This window comes from Vibrio kagoshimensis (genome assembly GCF_050337535.1).
Classification (GTDB): Bacteria; Pseudomonadota; Gammaproteobacteria; order Enterobacterales; family Vibrionaceae; genus Vibrio; species Vibrio gallaecicus.
In genome coordinates this window covers 41,438-60,709 of record NZ_JAKJSZ010000019.1, presented here as the reverse complement: position 1 = coordinate 60,709, position 19,272 = coordinate 41,438, and the positions used below count along the sequence as shown (strand labels likewise).

The window sequence follows — 19,272 nt, the reverse complement described above, 5'->3', positions numbered from 1 at the left end:
TGAACAAAAGGATCTGAAATATGAGCTCTCTAAGACAAAAATATGTAAGTGACCCAGCTTTTAAATTCTTCAAAAAAGTACTACCACCACTTTCAAGTACTGAAAAAGAAGCAATGGAAGCTGGCAGCGTATGGTGGGATGGAGAGCTGTTTTCAGGTAAGCCTGATTTTAAAAAGCTTCATCAGTACCCTAAACCACAACTAACTAGTGAAGAGCAATCCTTCATCGATAACGAACTTGAAACTCTTCTGGCTATGCTAGATGACCATAAGATCGTAAAAGAAGATCGCGATCTTCCTGAAGAGGTTTGGTCATTTTTGCGTAAAGAGCGGTTTTTCTCACTGATTATTTCTAAAGAATTTGGCGGTCGAAACTTTTCTTCTTTAGCTAACTCAACCATCGTAACTAAAATTGCGACTCGCAGTATAAGTACGGCGGTGAGTGTAATGGTGCCAAACTCGCTGGGTCCTGGTGAATTACTTTCTCACTATGGTACACAAGAACAAAAAGATTACTGGTTGCCGCGTTTAGCGGATGGTACAGAAATCCCTTGTTTTGCTTTAACTGGTCCTGAGGCTGGTTCTGATGCTGGTGGTATTCCAGATGTTGGAACAGTATGTATGGGCATGCATGAAGGTGAAGAAGTACTTGGTATCAAACTGAATTGGAACAAGCGATACATTACTTTGGCTCCTGTCGCTACAGTACTGGGTCTAGCATTTAAACTTCATGATCCGGAAAAGCTACTGGGTGATAAGGAAGATGTCGGTATTACCTGTGCACTTATCCCAGCTGATCACGAAGGTGTCGTGATTGGTGAAAGACATGACCCACTGGGTCTTGCATTCATGAACGGTCCAACCCGAGGTCATGATGTGTTCATTCCGATGGAGTGGCTAATTGGTGGTGCAGACTATGCGGGTAAAGGCTGGCGCATGTTGGTTGAGTGTCTTTCTGCGGGACGTGGCATCTCATTACCTGCATTAGGTACAGCTATGGGGCATTTAACAGCCCGTACAACCGGTGCTTATGCGTATGTACGTAAACAGTTTGGTATGTCGATTGGTAAATTTGAAGGCGTAGCCGAAAGCCTAGGTCGAATTGGTGGTCTGACGTATTTATTGGAAGCCACTCGAACTTTAACGACTACATCATTAGATATGAAAGAGAAGCCAGGAATTGTAACGGCTATCGCTAAATATCATATGACAGAAATGGCACGAACAATTCTTAATGATTCAATGGATATCCACTCAGGTCGTGCAATTCAAGACGGCCCGATGAACTACCTTGTTGCGCCATACCTTGGCATTCCAGTTGCGATTACAGTAGAAGGTGCGAATATCCTAACTCGTAACTTGATGATCTTCGGTCAGGGTGCAACTCGCTGTCATCCATATGTTTTAAAAGAAATGGAAGCGGCAGCTAATCCAGATGAGAAGCAAGGCGCGAAAGAGTTTGATGAACTTTTGTTTAAACATATTGGTCATGCAACGAAAAATACATTTGGCGCATTTGGTGCTGCAATAACAGGCTCTCGCTTTATTAAAGCTGATATGAGTGGACCAACTAAGCACTATTACCAAGATCTAACTCGATTGAGCCGAGCTTTGGCTGTGAGTGCCGATTTCGCAATGTTGAGCCTTGGTGGTGAACTTAAACGTAAAGAACTTATCTCTGCTCGTTTAGGTGATGGTCTTAGCTATCTATACATGGCTTCGGCAGCGCTTAAAAAATACGAAGATGAAGGTCGTCAGCAGTCTGATTTAAACTATGTGCATTATGCGGTTCAACACTGTTTCTATCATGCAGCTAAATCTTTGCAAGAAGCGTACAGAAATTTTCCAAGCAAGTTGGTTGGTCGTACATTAAAAGCGCTTATCTTCCCATTAGGGAATAAGTTTGAACAACCAAATGATGATCTTACGGTTGCTCTAGCGGAAAGTTTGATGACTCCGGGAGCACACCGTGAACGTCTAACTCACCTTTGTTACATTGGTAAAGAAGAAGATGATAGCGTAGGTCTGATGGAAGATGCCTTTAACGCAATGTATAACGTGAAAGGACTTGAAAGAAAGCTAGTACGAGCGGCGAAAGAAGGTAAAGTGGCGAGAAAAGGGCTACTTGCTGATAAACTTGCTCAAGCATTGGAAGCCGATGTGTTAACTCAGGCTGAAGTTGACCAAATAGTTGCAGCTGATAAGTTGAGATATACCGCTATCCAAGTGGATCACTTTAGTCATGACTTTAGTGAAACACTGACGAGAAAAGAGCTTAAACCAAAGCTAAATAGTGTGGCTTAGGCACTTATAAACGGCTTAACTAGAGAAAGGTAAATACTTGGCTCTCATATGTTCGCCGTTGAAATGACAAATACATTAAAGGCTCCTAACAAGGAGCCTTTTCATTTTTAATTGAGAGTAATTCTCTTTTTTAACGATAAATTATCTGATAGTGCTCCAACCACTTGCATTTTCACGACAAATTTAAAGAAATTAGATGCCTTTCGCTTACGAAACTTTTATCCTACGGAAGATTTTTTAAGGAAGTTGAATATGATCATCAAACCTCGAATTCGCGGATTCATCTGTACTACAACACACCCTGTTGGTTGTGAAGCGAACGTAAAAGAACAAATTGCTTACACTAAAGCTCAAGGTCCAATTGTTAACGCACCTAAGCGCGTGCTTGTTGTTGGTTCTTCAAGTGGCTACGGCTTGTCTTCTCGTATTGCGGCTGCATTTGGTGGCGGTGCTTCGACTATCGGTGTTTTCTTTGAAAAGGCTGGTACTGAGAAAAAACCGGGCACAGCTGGTTTTTACAATTCAGCAGCTTTCGATAAGCTAGCTAAAGAAGAAGGCCTGTATTCAAAGAGCTTGAATGGTGATGCCTTCTCAAATGAAGCTAAGCAAAAAACCATTGACCTGATTAAAGAAGATCTTGGTCAAATTGATATGGTTGTTTACTCACTGGCATCTCCAGTTCGTAAAATGCCAGAAAGCGGCGAAGTGATTCGTTCTTCTCTTAAGCCAATTGGTGATACTTACACATCAACAGCCGTTGATACTAATAAAGACGCCATCATTGAAGCTAGTGTAGAACCTGCTACTCAAGAAGAGATCAATGACACTGTTACAGTAATGGGCGGTGAAGATTGGGAACTTTGGATCAATGCGCTTTCTGAAGCAGGCGTTTTAGCTGACGGCTGTAAGACGGTTGCATACAGCTACATTGGTACTGAGCTAACATGGCCTATCTACTGGGATGGCGCTCTAGGTAAAGCTAAAATGGATTTAGACCGTGCTGCAACAGCTCTAAATGACCAGCTAAGCCAAACTGGTGGTTCAGCGAATGTTGCCGTTCTTAAGTCAGTTGTGACTCAAGCAAGCTCGGCAATTCCTGTTATGCCTCTTTACATCGCAATGGTATTCAAAAAAATGCGTGAAGAAGGCATCCACGAAGGTTGTATGGAACAAATCTTCCGTATGTTCAGCCAACGCTTGTACAAAGAAGATGGCAGCGCAGCAGAAGTAGATGAAGTAAATCGTTTACGCCTAGATGACCTAGAGCTACGTGATGACATTCAAGATCATTGCCGTAACTTGTGGCCTCAAATCACGACTGAAAACCTGAAAGACCTAACGGATTATGTTGAGTATAAAGAAGAGTTCTTGAAACTGTTTGGTTTCGGTGTTGAAGGTGTTGATTATGAAGCGGATGTTGAAACTCTAGTTGAGTTTGATGTAGCGGATATCTAAATCAGTTCATCTGAAATGTATTAAAAAAGGCGCTCATTGAGTGCCTTTTTTGTTTTTCCAAACTGAACTGACCTTAATTAATCAGCAATCAGCAATCAGTTAATGATTATGATAAACGTACCAGCAAGGGTCATCAAAATATTGGCTATGGCATAAGTACCGGCATAACCTAGTGCTGGAATCGTTGACTTAGCGTAGTCGTTTACAATGTCCATTGCAGGGGCACAGGTTCTTGCACCAATAATTGCCCCAAATAAGAGTGCGCGGTTCATTTTTAGAATATAGGCACCAACTAGATAAGCGAAGATTACTGGTACAACACTGACCACTAGAGCAATTCCTAGTACTTGGGGACCAACCTGAGTCAGGTGCTCAAAAATTTTCCCACCAGCGCTCAATCCAATTCCGACCATAAAGAACATCAAGCCAAGATCTTTCACCATATTCAAGGCGCCCTGAGGCACATAACCGAAAGTAGGGTGGTTTGCTCTGAGGAAGCCTAAAGTGATCCCTGAAAGTAGTAACCCGACAGCGTTACCAAGCCCAAAAGAAACTTGACCAAATGTCATAGTGATCAGACCAAATAAAATACCTAGAATGAAAAAGCTACAAAACGCCATAAGGTCAGCCATTTGGCTATGGATCGAAATGAAACCAATTTTTTCGGCTAAGCCATGAACTCGGCTTTTTTCGCCACTAACTTGTAGAACGTCACCTTTGGCTAGAACGATATTCAGGTCCATTGGCATTTCAATTTGAGCACGGACTACTCGGTTTAAGAAACAGCCATATTCCGACATGTTTAGGTCTGATAAACGCTTGCCTGCAATGTTGTCACTTTTAACGACAATTTCTTCCTCGACAATGCGTAAATCAAGTAGATTACGGTCAAATACTTCCTTTCCGTTTCTAAAACTCGGGTCTAAGCGTGCGTGGCTATCAGGGAAGCCAACCAGTGCAATTTCATCACCTTCTTGCAAAATAGCATCACCATCTGGGTGGGCTAAAATGCCATTTCTGCGAATTCGCTCAATGTAGCAACCTGTCTGACGATAAATACCTAGCTCACGAAGGTTCTTACCATCAGTCCACGAAATCAGTTCTTGTCCTACTCGATAAGCTCGAATGATAGGTAAATAAACTTTACGCTGCCCCGAAGTTCCCAGCCCACGTTCTTGCGCGATTTGCTCTGCTGAATCGTGAAGGTTTACTTTCTGCAGTTTAGGTATAAGACGAGCAAATAGAATCATGCTAATTAAGCCGACTAAGTAAGCCATGGCGTAACCAACGGAAAGGTTCTCAATCACCAGTCCTAAATCCATATTTCTAGGCACTTCGGCTAAACCAGAATTCAAGGCGTCTTGAGCACCCACCAGAATAGGTGTCGCGGTTAAGGCACCAGCCATCATTCCTGCTGAAAGACCAAAATCTAAACCAAGGTAGTGGCTGCTGAAGTAGGTAAGAGCCAATGCAGTGGAAAGTACCACTAAGCTTAAAATGAGGTAGTGCTTACCATCTCTAAAGAAGATACCAAAGAAGTTAGGGCCGGCTTCAATCCCCACACAATAGATAAAGAGCATAAAACCAATGGTTAAAGCATCGGCGTTAAAAGAAAAGCCTAAGTGCCCCATAACGAGTGATGTAATGAGGACACCAATTGAGTTACCAAGCTGTAAACTGCCAAAGCGGATTTTACCAATGGCAAGCCCTATCGCTAAGACAACAAAAATAAGAAGAATGGGGTTTTGTTCAAGCAAATAAACGACGTCGATATTCACAACTGTGGCTCAATTTAATCTGAGAAGGTAGAAAGGATGAGTGGTGAATTGTATCGGAATATTTCGAAAAGATAAGTGTTATTTCGATATTTTACTTTGAATTAACTTTTAGTATTTTTACTTAAAAAAACAGCCCGCATTTACTAATGCAGGCTGTAAGAAATACATTTAAATCTAGCTCAATCAAATAAGCCTAATCGGGCTTAATCAAATAAGCCTAATCGGGCTTAATCAAAAAGACCGAGGTTTTCTTTTGCGTATGCTTCAAATTCATCACAACCACCTATGTGGTCTTGATCGATGAAAATTTGTGGAACCGTTTCAACTGGTTTACCAACGGTTTTTTCTAGGTCAGCTTTGCTGATACCTTCTGCGTGAATATCTACATAGCGGTAGTTGAAATCATCACGCTTAGCTTTAAGAGTTTCAGCATGCTCTTTCGCACGAACACAGAATGGGCAAGCAGGACGACCAAAGATAACTACAAACATTTAATTTCTCCTAAATACGGAATGAGGCGCCAATAAATATTCTTCATGAATACGGCCTAATAATTCTTGAAACTAACTATGCCTTAATGTATTCGGGAAATAAAGGTGGAATTGCCTCTTAATGTAATAGGTAAAACCTATCAGATTAATTTGTAACCATAGCTTGGATTAATCAATTAAAATTGCCTAAGAAGATTAAGAAGATTAAGAAGATTAAGAAGATTAAGAAGATTAAGAAGATTAAGAAGATCGAGAGAGTTATATCTTTCAGTACTTAACAGAGCATTGTGAGGTAACACTAAGATTTTGTAAGAAGTGCATACTTTTATGTCACAAGTTGCACCGAGTCAAAACATCAAATGGAAGTTGGTGCCATGTTTGAATGTAGTATGAATTTGAGGCTCGCATCCTCGATTTTAAGCTGTATCGGTAGGGTCAGTAGTATCGTTTGTTCTGTAGGGTAAGGGAGAGGCTCCAATGTTTCAATTCATGACATCAACAAGGATTATATTTGGTGAGGGTGCACTTGCATCCTCGCTTTCCGTAATTAATCAATATGGTTACAGTGTTTTGCTTGTAACTGGCAGTACATATACTCGAGCTTTACCTATTATTAATCACCTTGAATCTCAGAGCATGCGTTATCAGCATATGGCTGTAACAGGGGAACCTAATATAAAAATGGTCGAAGAAGCCGCATTATCTGCTAGGCGTTTTAAACCTGATATGGTTATCGCCATTGGAGGAGGCAGCGCTATTGATTTAGGCAAGGCACTTGCTGCGGTTATTCCAAATCAAGGTGACCTTTATGATTATGTTGAAGTGGTGGGGCGGAATGTACCTTTAAAAACTAAACCACTTCCTTTCATTGCAATTCCAACAACGGCAAGTACAGGCGCGGAGGTGACAAAAAATGCAGTGCTTAAATCCGGTCAAGATCAAGTAAAAATCAGTTTACGCAGTCCTGAGATGCTAGCTGATGTTGCGATTGTAGATCCAACATTGACGTATAAAACCGATCTATATACATCAGGTAGAGGGGCAATGGATGCCTTTACACACTTAATGGAAGCTTATGTTTGCGGTGAACCTAACCCTTTAACTGATATGATTTGTGAAGAAGGGCTTAGGCGTTTGAGTAGCTCTGTATTAGCTGCTTGTTTAGATGACGACAAAATAGCGCGCTCAGATATATCTTTTGCTGCAATGCTTGGTGGGATGGCGATTACCAATGCAAAACTAGGAGCCGCCCATGGCTTGGCTTCTGCATTAGGAGGGAAGCTTAATGCTCCCCATAGCGTTATTACCGCAAGGTTAGCGCCTCTTGTTATGCAGGAAAACATGGATGTCGCTACGGAATCCAATAGAACCGATATATTAGCTCGGTACGAAAAAATCGCGCAAATTGTCACTGGTAATATGGATGCCAAGCATGAAGACGGGGTTGTATGGCTACTCCAGATTTTAGATAACTTATCAATACCTTCATTATGTGCGTTTAAATTCAATGAAGTGAATCAGCAAGAAGTTGTGAGTGATGCTCTGAAATCTGTTGCGATAAAAGGTAATCCACTCCCATTAAATGAAGAAAGACTCTTCCATATTCTTTCTCAAGTAGGAGACGATTTGCACGAACCACGCACTCAAGATGAAGCGGTAGAGCCTTGTTTATCCATTATCAATTCTTATGCGTCGGAGAATAGTGTGTCTGAAAAAGGGAACAGTTGGACAATCTAACTTTGACTGTAGTCACTTGAATGTAGCAATTTCAAATATGGCTACTTTGAATAGAGTGACATTGGATTATAGTGAGGTTGAAAATGATCTCTTGGAATAGAGTCACTTTGGATGCATTGGCTTTGGGTGTCTGCATTCCTTATACAAAAAACGGAGCGCTTAGGCTCCGTTTCTAGTTAGTGTACTCACTTATAGTTAACGATTACGAATAACTAAAACTGAGAATACTTTTCATACCTTGAATCTTTAATCGATTCTTTCACTCGCTTCAAATTCTCTCTGAAACCAGTACCGCGGCGCAGGGTAAAACCTGTTGCTAAAACATCGATAACCGTCATTTGAACAACACGGCTCGCCATTGGCATATAAACGTCGGTATCTTCTGGAACATCCAAAGAAATAGACAGAGAACTTGCTTTATCCAGTGGTGAATCTTTCGCTGTAATCGCAATAACGGTCGCGCCATTTTCACGAGCTAAGTTAGCAATCTCAACTTGGCTTTTTGTTCTACCAGTATGAGAAATCAAAACGATTACGTCGTTATCACTACAGTTAATGCAGCTCATTCGTTGCATCACAATATCTTCAAAACAAGTAATTGGTATGTTAAAGCGAATGAACTTGTTTTGTGCATCTTTAGCAACGGCTGATGAAGCGCCTAAGCCAAAGAATGAAATTCGTTTAGCTTGGGTAAGTAGATCGACAGCACGATTAACTTGCATTGCATCTAAGCTGTTTTTCGCTACATCTAAACACGCCATAGTGGATTCGAAAATCTTATGAGTGTAAGCGTCTGGTCCATCATCCTCTTCAACATTACGGTTCACATAAGGTGTTCCGTTTGCCAAGCTTTGTGCAAGGTGAAGTTTAAAATCCGGAAAGCCTTTCGTATCTAAACGGCGGCAAAAGCGGTTAACAGTAGGCTCACTTACATCGGCCATTTTAGCTAATGTAGCAATGCTAGAGTGAATAGCTGTTTGAGGGGATGCCATAATGACTTCGGCAACTTTACGCTCAGACTTGCTGAAATTTTCTAGATTTTTTTGTATTTTTTCTAATGTATTCATAGTGTTCACAAGGGTATAGAGAACAACTTGCTAATCAATATCTAATGACTTCGGGGGAATGTCTGAAAGAACAAAAACAGATAAATTTAAGTTCCTATTTGATTAGGATACTCAAATAAATACTGCAGCTCTAAATAGATATAAGCTAACTAGCACCATAGACTTAGTATAAACCCATCGGACGCTATGCTTACACTAAAAGCAGGGATGAATGCTTAAGAATTTGACAAGCCTCAACAAATTTTTAGAAAACTACAAAAATGGAAGTGTTTAGAGGCGGAAATAGCCAATATTGAAGAAAAATTGATAGGGGAATTACACCAAAACGAAATTAATTTTCATTTTGGTGCGATTTTTATTCATTCATGAGGTGATTGAATCTGCTAACGTGTTTATTGCTCGCATTAAATTTGGAGCAAGTTTAGAGATTTCACGTTGCTCATCAATAATAGCGCTGAGTATATCATGCCCTGTAAGAGGGTTCGCTAGTACAACTCTAAATACGATAACTGGCTGGTGGTTCCATTTCTCAGGTGTAAGCTGAGTTCTGGATACAAAAGACTTACCAGTCTCACGTTGTTTTTTCTGAATGAACTTAGTGAGCTCGTTGAGTAACTCGTTTAATTTTACTTTATCACTTGAGTTTGCTTGTTTGAGAGCTTCTTGAACATGCTCTGGTATATAGCGATAAGTCAGTAAACAAAGCTCAGGTTCAGACACCAACTCAAAATCATTTTGCTCGGTGATCAAATCAGCGAAATAACGTGCTTTATTAATGCTTTGATCGATCAATAATTCATAGCCTGGTCTGCTAATGATATGCATACTTGCATACACTAACATAGCCATACCAGAACGAGAGCCTTCTAAAGTGTGGCTACCTAAATCTTTAGAGCCTTTGCGCAATATGTATTGAGCATGGTGTTCAATGGCAGTCATGGCATCTGGGTTTTTGAAAAGCACCATACCAGCACCCATTGGCACGTAGAGTTGTTTATGTGCATCAATAGTGACAGAGTCGGCAAGCTCAATACCATCTAGAAGGTGGCGATGATTATTCGACATTAAAGTTGCACCACCCCAAGCCGCATCGACATGGAAGTGACAATCTGTTTTCTGGCACACTTCGGCAATTTCTCTCAATGGATCAATATTGCCCGTCTCAGTTGTGCCGGCAACACCAATTACTGCAAAAGGTTTAATGTTTGCTTGCTTAAGTTGCTCAATCTTTAATATGAGGTCATCAGTACATATGCGGTTATTGTTGTCGGTTTTTACTGCGACAAGGCTTTCTTGACCAATTCCAAGTACATCAGCGGCTTTTTTCAAAGAGTAGTGACCACGTTCAGAAACAAGAATCGCTAAACCTTCGTAGCCATAATGCTTCATGGCTTTGAACAGCCCTTCTTTCTCTACACCCTTGAATGAACCTTGCGCTTTAAGAGCGTTATTCCTAGCAACCCAAAGCGCTGTAATATTGGCAATGGTTCCACCAGAGCAAAAAGCGCCCAAAGAGTGATTAGCACTGTGCATCCAGCGAGAATAAAACTGGCTATCATCTTGATAGATAAGACGATGAAGCATACCTAATACTTGGCGTTCAAGAGGCGTAAAAGCTTTTGAAGTTTCAATTTTCACTAAGTTTTGATTGAGAGCAATCATAATCTTAGAAAGAGGCATTAGAAAGTAAGGTAGGGCCGACGTCATATGACCAATGAAACTTGGTGATGATGTATGCACTGAGTGTGATACCAGAGAATCAAGTAGATGCTCTGTATGTTCAGATACAAACTCTGGTTGCTCGGGAATTTGAGCATTAGAGAAGTCTTTTTCAATCTCACGAAGCGGCTTTTCTTCAGCCACAATATGTTCGCGCAAGAATTGATTTAAGTTCTGAGAGAGTTTGTCTTCGATTTGAGTCAGGGTTGAATCTGGACCTTCAGGTACCGTAAAGATACGTAGTAGGCTTTCAAAGCTGACATCTACTGTTTTTTGTTCCGTAACCATAGCAAGCGAGTTGTTTTTCTAATATTAACGCGAGCGGGATAATTTAAATGAAAACGGGCACAAAGTCCCGTCTTAATTATGAAATCCAACTTTGCAAAAAGGGCACAAATAACAGGGTTATTTGCATTTAATAGTCTCAAGTTGGGAAATTGATTGGTTATATCGCTGAAGTGCGGTGTCGATTTCTTTTGGATGACTAAGCAGTTCAGCTAAAGCCGAACGTAATTCATAGTTCTGTTTATGAGGCGTTGATTGACGATCTTCAAATGTTGTTCTTGCGGCTAATCCTAGTTCGTCATCACGGGTTGATAGGTCTTTAACGTCATGCTGCTCTAACTGCAACCAGGCTTCTACAGGCTGGGAAGTCGCAACTTTGCTTGAATCATTCTCTAAATAGTAATGAACAGCAGCACGGTTAAGCTCAAAGTGGTGCTTACGACCTTCAAGAAACCAAGCACTTACTTCAGTCAGGTCTGGGTATTGTTCAGAAGTTAAGGCTGCTAAGTCTGAATACCAAGTTAATGAAGCGTCAACATACGCATCATATTTCCCTGATAAACATTGGTTGTCAGCAGCTAGAGACACGGTCGACGTAGAAGCTAGCAGTAAAGCGACACAAAGGCGTTTCATAAAGGTTCCTTTTAGATATTATTCTTGTTAGAGCACTTCTCTTTTTAGAAGCTTACCGTGGTTTCTGTTTATTGAGCAATAACAGATAATCTATTTTTAATACGGTAATTGTATGGGCATGCATTCTAGACTATGTGATTTACTAATCCTGCGATCTAGCTAGCTAATTTAATGAAATCTAATATACCCAAGTGTTAATTGGTGAGTGATACAAAGAAAAGCATTAACACGGGAACTAAGATGCTCAAAATAAAGCCACTTACGATTGCTACGGGGACACAACGTACCCCGCCTGTAGTCTGAATGACAGGCAAGGTGAAATCCATTGCAGTTGCTCCTGCATAGCCAATAGAAGTAGCGGGGTGGGTTCTAATTAATAGTGGGATCACAACAAGTGCGACGAGTTCACGTAATAACTCCAACATAAATGAAGCGCCACCGTAAACGGGTCCAAAAGCATCGCCCATCAATATCCCTGCCAAGGAATACCAACCAAATCCAGATGACATTGCCAATGCATTGAATAGTGGGATATCAAGAATGAAAGAGGCGATCACCCCTCCAATTAAGGACGTTATGATGATTGTTGTCGCGATCACCATGCCGTGCTTATTCAGAAGAATTTGCTTAAGTGTTAACCCACTATTTCTTAATTGGATACCGATAAAAAACAATAAGATGAATAAAATCCATTCACTTGCTGAATCGACCCAATGTAATTCGAAAGGTAGTAATAAGCCGATGATAAGACCTGAGCCGACTACTAAGATCAATTTCGCGGATTCTAACGCCATGGAAGACAAAGGCAGTTTATTTTGACTGCCATCTGTTTTTAAAGGCATGGCTTTGTCAATCAGAGGTAAAGCCAATAAGTTGCAAGTACTTAGGCAAATAAAAAATGTAAAAGTGTAAAGAAGGATCGTTTGAAGGTTGCTTCCTAAATTATCTAACGCAGCAAGGCTAAGACCCATTAAACCTAAGATGACATAGATAAGTTGAGATGTAGCGCGGTTAACAGTCTCAAGAACTTTAGCGTTAGATATAGAAAACAAATACCCCACAATTAGTGGAGCAAAAATAAAAATCATCCCTGTAAACATGAATCCCTCATTATTCCTTTATAAACCGCTGGTATTGATTACGTCATTAATCTGCGATTGAAATTCCACATCACTTAAGTTGCTGAGTTTATACAATACTTCAGCCCCAGTTGCATTAAATTCCACCTCATGCTCGTCAATTCTTTCATCCTGATTTCTGAACATTAATAGATGGTTAGCAATGCGTGCAATGGCTAAATAACTTAGTACGTCTTCATCTGAGGGTTTTGCTTCATTGCTGCAAACTTCAAGGAAGTCATCATCAAAGCCCCAATGCCCAAGAACGAGTTTGCTGGTTGCAGAGCACTGACCTTGGAATATTTGTAGGGCGATATCTTGGTCGAGGTAATTCCCTTTTTCTAGATAAAGGTGGTACTCGCTTACCAAGCAAAATAACCCTATATCCGCTAATAAACCCACAAGTAACGACTTTTCATGTTCAAGGTACTTATATTCATCAGGACGTAAGTGTTTAAACTCATTCGTCACTAGTACCATTGCTGCACCTAATTCTCTAGAGACTGCGGCACTTTGAACTAAAATATCATTACATACTTTATTCAAATTTACGGAATGCTTGAGCTGTTCGATAGCTTGAGCGGTGACAATATCCCGAACTCGTAATATCCCCAGGCGTGATACAGCTGTGACAATGTCCATACAGGTAATATTACGTCGGTTAAAGACAACAGAGTTTGCGACTCTTATGACAATCGCGGTTAAACCGGGGTCTTCTAATAGACAATCTGCGACATCGACAATGCCTGTTGAATCTTGAGTACACAGCTGCTGAATTCTTAATACGACATCTGGAATTGGGGGAAGGCTGATTTTTCCTGTCGCAATAGAGTTACCGACTAACTGCGAAAATTCGGTTTCAATACCTTGAAGAAGGAGAGCTTTGTTCTGTGGTAACCAAAAAAAAGATAAATGATTCATATAAATACTAGAGAGTATGCAAGTCTTAGCATTTTACTAGTAGGGGTATTGAGAGGCAATATACTTTATGTAAAACCTTATACTGCACGAATAAAGTAACTTGTTGCATATTTTTGCAAGCTTATTGACGTCAAAAAAATACCGAAATTAGGAAATAATGTGAACCTCATCATTAAAACGTTTATTAATTCATCAATTGATGTGAGGTAAATCCAGACTTATTTTTCTTTTCAAAGTATGATTTATTTAACGGTGAGACACACAAATAATATTCACCGACTTAAATAATTAAAGTTTCATTTTTCGCGTAAATATAGCTGCTTATCTGGTGATCATACTAATCGGGGTAATAAGATTAAGGATCAATGGATATGACGGATCAAGCATTTTATAACTACATGGGTACATTCGGAGAATACCAAAATCGTTCTATGTTTGGCGGTATAGGTTTATTTCAAAACGAAGCCATGTTTGCACTTGTCAGTGAAGGTTGTTTATATATTCGAGGTGGTAATACTCTAGATAAAAAATTGACGGATTTAAATTGCGAAAAGTACAGACACGTTAAGAAGCAAACGACAGCAACAGTTAACTATTACGATATTACTCAATTATTTTCTAATGATCATCCTGGCTTAGATGAAATCATCAGAATGTCTATTGATAACTCTATTCAGCAACGCAGCTTTCAAAAATCAACGGCAAGCAGACGCTTACGTGATTTACCGAATATGCAATTAACGTTGGAGCGTATGGTTAAAAAAGCGGGTGTTGATGATGTATCTACTTTTATGCAGTTGGGGGCTTCAGAAGTCTTTGTAAAAGTTCGCAAAGCGTATGGTAATGATGTTGATGTTAAACTGCTTTGGAAATTTGCAGGGGCAATCGACGGAATTCATTGGAAACTACTTCAAGAGCCTCGCAAACAACAGCTACTTGAAAGTTGTCAGTAAAACTAAAAAATATTCATTAAAAAACCGAGGATATCCTCGGTTTTTTTGTATTTGATATTTCTAACAAATGCTTTGTTTGTATACGTTGCAGTTAATTAGAATTTAAAGCGAGTAGTGAACATAACTTGATCACCGTAGAAGTCATTAATGCGCGCTTCAGCACCTAAAGAAAACAGCTCAGTTGAATGGAAACGAGCATAAACAGAACCAATCCATTCCTCATTATCATCAATAGATACGAATCCGCCTTTACCACCAACCTCTAGTTGTGGACCTAACCATTGACGCACACCTACATTCAGTTCCATACCAATTTCAGTTGAAGTACTTGAACCTTGCCCATCAACAATGCGCATTAGCATTTCACCGGTAAGGTCTGCCCAGTTATTAATTGGAGAATGGAAACCAAGACCAACTGCTGAATCGTAGTCACCTTCAAATTCAGAATCGATACGAGCTACTGCATGAGCGTTAGGGTGAATAGACTTACTCATAGCACCACCGAACGTTACTGGGCTTGCACCAATACGAGCTTCAAAATAGTCATAGCTGAAGTTGCTCATCACTTCTGGTTGATTCGGGTCTGTAGCTGCTAGAGTTTGGCTAGATGCCAATAAAATAGCAGTTGTAAGTAGTATTTTACGCATAATGACAGTAAACCTTAATTGATGTTAATTCCTTTGGTTTGAACATGATGGCAAACCATAAACTTTAGACAGTTTAATATAACTAGAGAAAAAGTAATCCATTTTAATGTCATTACTTTGTCGCTTAGTCAAAATATAAGCAAATTGAATGCCATATTCATAAAGGTTTACATACTAAATAGAAATTACTCTCCAAACTTACCTCTTCGATCGGACATTGCGCTTAAAATACGCTCTGTATCCAAGATAGATGTCCAATTGAGTAATTGTTTATCGTTCTCGATGACATAATCGGTCAGTTGCTGGATAAGCGTCTCTCTGAGCTCGTTACCACGCCAAGGTTTAGAAATATAAAAATCCAAAGCTGCGTGATTAATGGCATTAACGGTATCTTCGAGCCCAGCTTGACCTGTTAATAGTAGTTTTCGAGTTGCCACTGTTGAGGGGCGTTGATTGAGTTCGATTAAGAAATCAATCCCCGTCTTACTTGGCATGATGTGGTCGCATAGAATTAATGCAAGCGGCGTGTTTTCGTCTTCCATATCTTGGATCACGTCCATTGCTTCATCTACAGATTCGGCCCCTTCAACGACAAAGTGCTCTTCAAATGGGGATAAATCTTGTAGTACGCTATTGAGTACTTCGGGTTCATCATCAACACAGAGTATTAAATACTTATTCATAAGAAGTTCCTTGAGGGTGTAAAGGGAGCCAAACTTGGATTTTTGTATAGCCGTCTTGTTCATTTTCTGGTGTTGCAGGTGTGGATTCAGCTTTGATGAACCCTTGGTGTGCCGCTACAATTTGCTGAGATATAGATAACCCAATACCAAGCCCGAAATTACCTTCTTTTTTGGTTGTAAAATTGGGTTCAAATATCATTGCCAAATTTCCAGCTTGTATTCCATGCCCATTATCTTCAATTTCAATAACGACAAACGGTGTATCATCAAATTGAGTTTGGGAGGTTGAAATGACAACTCGACCACTTTCAGACAAGGCATCTAGAGTATTCGAAATTAAATTTGTCCAGACTTGCTGTAGTGCTAATGATTGGCAGTACATTGTTGGGATCGTGTGGTCGTAATATTTTTCTATATGGTGGCGTTTTAATCGGTTTTCAAAAATGACTAAAGTGTCTTCAATCCCTTCATGTATATCTACAAGGTTGAGCTTTTCATCATCTTCTCGCGCATAACTTTTTAAGCTTTTAACCATATCTGCAATACGAGCACTGCATACTTGAATCGAACGAATTGAGTTTCCAACTAAATGATACCGCTCTAAATCGGTAAGTAACTCTTTGCCAGCTTTTGGTGAGTTTTTTAAGGTTTCAAGGATCGTTTTATCATTTGTCAGTTGCAGCTTAACGACCTTTTTAGCTAAAGAACGGTTACCGATTATCTCAATGACAGAATTTACTTGTTCACGTTCTTGGCTGGTGGATAAAGGCTGAATATTTTTTGCAGAGGCGAAGGTGTTCATTTGTTTTGAATAGTTTTCATGACCTGCATTTTCCAAGATGCTTTCAATGTTGACTGATAAAGTTTCGATACTGCGTAATATCGCGGCTATAGGATTGTTTAGCTCATGAGCTACACCTGCGATAAGTTGACCTAACATCGCCATTTTCTCTTTATCAAGCAGTTGCTCGTGGGCTGACTCAAGTGACTCAAGTGTTTCTTGTAACGTTATCTTGGTGTTGATACTACGCTGTAACCGGCGGTTAAAATGACGTAAAAGCAAATTAGTGAACAATGGCAATAAGCTGCTATTTGAATGCATAACTTGGCTAAACACATCTTTATCAAGTTTAATGACATCGGTTGGAGTGAGCGTTATGGCGGTTGAAAATGAAGGCTCTCCGGTGACAAAAGACATTCCCCCAACGAGGTTACCTTTGGTGTGTCTTACCACTTCTCTTTGCTGACTCAATTGATCTTTTTTGTAGAGGGCGACTTCACCATTAGTAATTAGCCATAAAAACCGATTGTCTTCACCTTCTTTGGTTAACAAATGGTCTGAAGAATAGTGGCGAAGTGCTTTAGTTTCGTCTGTTTTAGAGAAAAATTCGTGTAGGGCTGAGACCACTTTTTCAGCTAACTCTGAATCGGTCAGATCATGAAAGTCATGAATAAAGCCAGATTGATAAGTCCGTATTTTATTTTCAATATGTGACCTTAATAATCTCTGGTGATCAAGAACTTGGCTATAAGACAAAAGGTCATCTTGCGCATGCTTTATAACAAAAGAAGTGAGCTCTTTTTGGGCTGTTTTAAAAAGTAAGTTGTCTTGCAAAGGTTTCGTTAAGCAGTGATTCAACCTACCTTCATTAACCGCGGTAAGAATGGCTTGAATGTCTGTAGAGCTGCTGACCAAAATTGTATGGGCAGTTTTGGTATGCGGTAATTGTTCTAGCTCTACTAAAAATTGAACGCCGCTAAAACCAGAGTGATGATGAGTGACGACCAAAGCAACGGTTTGATCGCGGCTTTGCACATACTCTAACGCTTGATGAGCATCTTCTAAATCATCAACCGTGTAGATATCAAACATTGGGGCTAATGGTGCTAGCTCTTGTCTAATTTGTTCAATGCTTACTGGGTTGTTGTCTAAGCAAATAACAGCGTATTGATTCACAATTAGGCTCTCATAATGATACTACCCTGAGATTACCAACTTAAAGATAGGAGTGATGAGAGCTAGCTTTAAAATTATTGTCTAAAAATGTAAATCAACCAATAGGCTGATTTAACTCAATGTTTCTTGTTTCTTGCTGATAGGCTAGACTGTCACAATATTAGTCAGCATATAAAGAGAGTTCATGGAACAGTTAAGAAAGATGGGTGCTATTGGTGGTGCTATTGCATTGTCACTGTGTTGGCCTTTGGCAGTGGGACAAATTGGTCAGAATGTTGTGACTGATGGCGTTGCTAGCCTCAATAATGCGAGTGTAGAAGCTGAATTACTAAATTATGATCGCGGTTACTTATCATCAACCGTTCAGACTCGATTTACTGTTGTAGATGAAAGCCTAAAAGAACAATTAGAAATTGATGGTTTACCGACTGAATTTGTCGTTAATAGTGACATTAACCATGGTTTACTGAGTTTAAGCGCTGTTTCGACGCTTGTAGATGCAGAAAAATTACCTCTGACGCTTACTACGAAGACAGAACTAAACGGAAATACAGATTTTAACTTTGTGTTGAGCCAATTAAATCACCAAAGTTCTGGTGAAAACAGCACGTCAGTTTCTATCACTAAGTCTACCTTGTCTGGACATGCTACGGTACTAGGACAAATCAACTACGAGCTTTCCATTCCTTCCGTTCAGATTGACTTCCCTACCGGTGAAGAGATTATTCTATCCAATCTAACGGGTACAGGTGAAGGCAAGCAGGCAAAAGGCTATTGGCTTGGCAATCAAGACTTTTCGATTGAATCATTTTCTGTTTCAGACGCGAGCATGCAACCTTACTTAGCAATTGATGGCTCTACTTATAAATTTGGTTCACACCTTGATGAAGTGACAAAACGTTTACAGAGCAATGTGAAATTAGGCGTTGAAGCAATCAAAACCAGCGATGGCGAGGTAAATAACCTTGATGTTGATTTTGAACTTTCGAATTTAGACAGCGAGTCTTTTGAAAAGGTATTTGAGATCTATCAAAGTAGCCCTGTCATGACGCAAGAGGATATCGAGAGCATTGTGCCTTACATTGATATCTTATTCGCAAAAGGTTTTGACTTATCGATGAACAAAATGTCGCTGAACCTAGGGCAGGGTGAATTTGAGTCAAAATGGTTAGTGAGTGTTCCTGAGGGTACTGAAAATGTGAGTAGCAACCCTGCTACCATTGTTCCTGCATTAACTGGTAATTTAAGTACTTATTTCTCAAATGAATTAGTTCAAGAATACCCATTTATACGTGAAGGTATTGATGAGCTTATCGTTATGGAAATGATTAAAGAAACGGGAAATGGCTATGAAATTAAAGCGGAATTATCAAAAGGAAATCTAGTCTTTGAAAACGGACAAGAAATCCCATTGATAACGCTGCTTATGCCAGTATTACTGCAGTAATCAAAAGAAGTGCTTGGCTGACTTTCTGCTGTTTTGGCAGCTAAGCTTAGTATTTCTATCCATACACAACAAAAGAGG

15 protein-coding genes are annotated in these 19,272 nt (G+C 39.9%); 5 read left to right on the top strand and 10 right to left on the bottom strand.

Translation table 11 applies throughout. From position 1 onward, the window contains the following. Positions 1–20: 20 nt before the first annotated feature. Positions 21–2,303: an acyl-CoA dehydrogenase gene (locus L4C37_RS17335; protein ID WP_137373089.1), complete on the top strand. Its 2,283-nt coding sequence runs from the start codon at positions 21–23 to the stop codon at positions 2,301–2,303. A 252-nt stretch (positions 2,304–2,555) separates the two neighbouring features. After that, positions 2,556–3,758 (top strand): enoyl-ACP reductase FabV, encoded by a 1,203-nt coding sequence (fabV, locus tag L4C37_RS17330; protein ID WP_429769294.1) that lies wholly within the window; start codon positions 2,556–2,558, stop codon positions 3,756–3,758. Between the two features lie 95 nt (positions 3,759–3,853). Here fabV and L4C37_RS17325 read toward each other — a convergent pair whose 3' ends face one another. Together L4C37_RS17325 and L4C37_RS17320 are read right to left on the bottom strand one after the other, a co-directional pair. Next, entirely contained in the window at positions 3,854–5,536 is a 1,683-nt protein-coding gene (locus L4C37_RS17325; RefSeq protein ID WP_137373091.1) for an aspartate:alanine antiporter, read from the bottom strand. 227 nt (positions 5,537–5,763) lie between these two features. After that, positions 5,764–6,027, bottom strand: coding sequence for a GrxA family glutaredoxin (locus tag L4C37_RS17320; RefSeq protein WP_137373092.1), 264 nt, complete (start codon positions 6,025–6,027; stop codon positions 5,764–5,766). A 477-nt stretch (positions 6,028–6,504) separates the two neighbouring features. On the opposite strand from L4C37_RS17320, the gene L4C37_RS17315 reads away from it, so the two are divergent. Further along, complete coding sequence (locus tag L4C37_RS17315) at positions 6,505–7,764, top strand: iron-containing alcohol dehydrogenase (RefSeq protein WP_273294496.1); 1,260 nt, start codon at positions 6,505–6,507, stop codon at positions 7,762–7,764. Between the two features lie 212 nt (positions 7,765–7,976). Here L4C37_RS17315 and L4C37_RS17310 read toward each other — a convergent pair whose 3' ends face one another. The 5 genes from L4C37_RS17310 to L4C37_RS17290 form a co-directional block, all read right to left on the bottom strand. Then, complete coding sequence (locus L4C37_RS17310) at positions 7,977–8,831, bottom strand: MurR/RpiR family transcriptional regulator (RefSeq protein ID WP_137373094.1); 855 nt, start codon at positions 8,829–8,831, stop codon at positions 7,977–7,979. Between the two features lie 363 nt (positions 8,832–9,194). Further along, positions 9,195–10,838, bottom strand: a complete 1,644-nt coding sequence (gene panP, locus L4C37_RS17305) for a pyridoxal-dependent aspartate 1-decarboxylase PanP (protein ID WP_429769293.1) — start codon at positions 10,836–10,838, stop codon at positions 9,195–9,197. Between the two features lie 117 nt (positions 10,839–10,955). After that, positions 10,956–11,468, bottom strand: coding sequence for a hypothetical protein (locus L4C37_RS17300; RefSeq protein ID WP_429769292.1), 513 nt, complete (start codon positions 11,466–11,468; stop codon positions 10,956–10,958). Between the two features lie 194 nt (positions 11,469–11,662). Next, the gene (locus L4C37_RS17295) at positions 11,663–12,568 is read right to left on the bottom strand and encodes a LysO family transporter (RefSeq protein ID WP_273294501.1); all 906 of its coding nucleotides are present in this window, start codon (positions 12,566–12,568) and stop codon (positions 11,663–11,665) included. Between the two features lie 18 nt (positions 12,569–12,586). Then, complete coding sequence (locus L4C37_RS17290) at positions 12,587–13,507, bottom strand: HDOD domain-containing protein (RefSeq protein WP_429769291.1); 921 nt, start codon at positions 13,505–13,507, stop codon at positions 12,587–12,589. 371 nt (positions 13,508–13,878) lie between these two features. Between L4C37_RS17290 and L4C37_RS17285 the strand changes: the two genes are divergently transcribed. Then, entirely contained in the window at positions 13,879–14,460 is a 582-nt protein-coding gene (locus tag L4C37_RS17285) for a TfoX/Sxy family DNA transformation protein (protein ID WP_137373099.1), read from the top strand. Positions 14,461–14,555: 95 nt separating this feature from the next. Here L4C37_RS17285 and L4C37_RS17280 read toward each other — a convergent pair whose 3' ends face one another. The 3 genes from L4C37_RS17280 to L4C37_RS17270 form a co-directional block, all read right to left on the bottom strand. Further along, entirely contained in the window at positions 14,556–15,107 is a 552-nt protein-coding gene (locus L4C37_RS17280; protein ID WP_137373100.1) for a hypothetical protein, read from the bottom strand. Between the two features lie 185 nt (positions 15,108–15,292). Beyond that, positions 15,293–15,790 (bottom strand): response regulator, encoded by a 498-nt coding sequence (locus tag L4C37_RS17275; RefSeq protein WP_273294505.1) that lies wholly within the window; start codon positions 15,788–15,790, stop codon positions 15,293–15,295. After that, entirely contained in the window at positions 15,783–17,747 is a 1,965-nt protein-coding gene (locus L4C37_RS17270) for an ATP-binding protein (protein WP_429769290.1), read from the bottom strand. Before L4C37_RS17270 ends, L4C37_RS17275 begins: the two co-directional genes overlap by 8 nt. Positions 17,748–17,931: 184 nt before the next feature. Here L4C37_RS17270 and L4C37_RS17265 point away from each other — a divergent pair, with 184 nt between their 5' ends. Next, positions 17,932–19,194, top strand: a complete 1,263-nt coding sequence (locus L4C37_RS17265; protein WP_429769289.1) for a DUF945 family protein — start codon at positions 17,932–17,934, stop codon at positions 19,192–19,194. Positions 19,195–19,272: the final 78 nt, after the last annotated feature.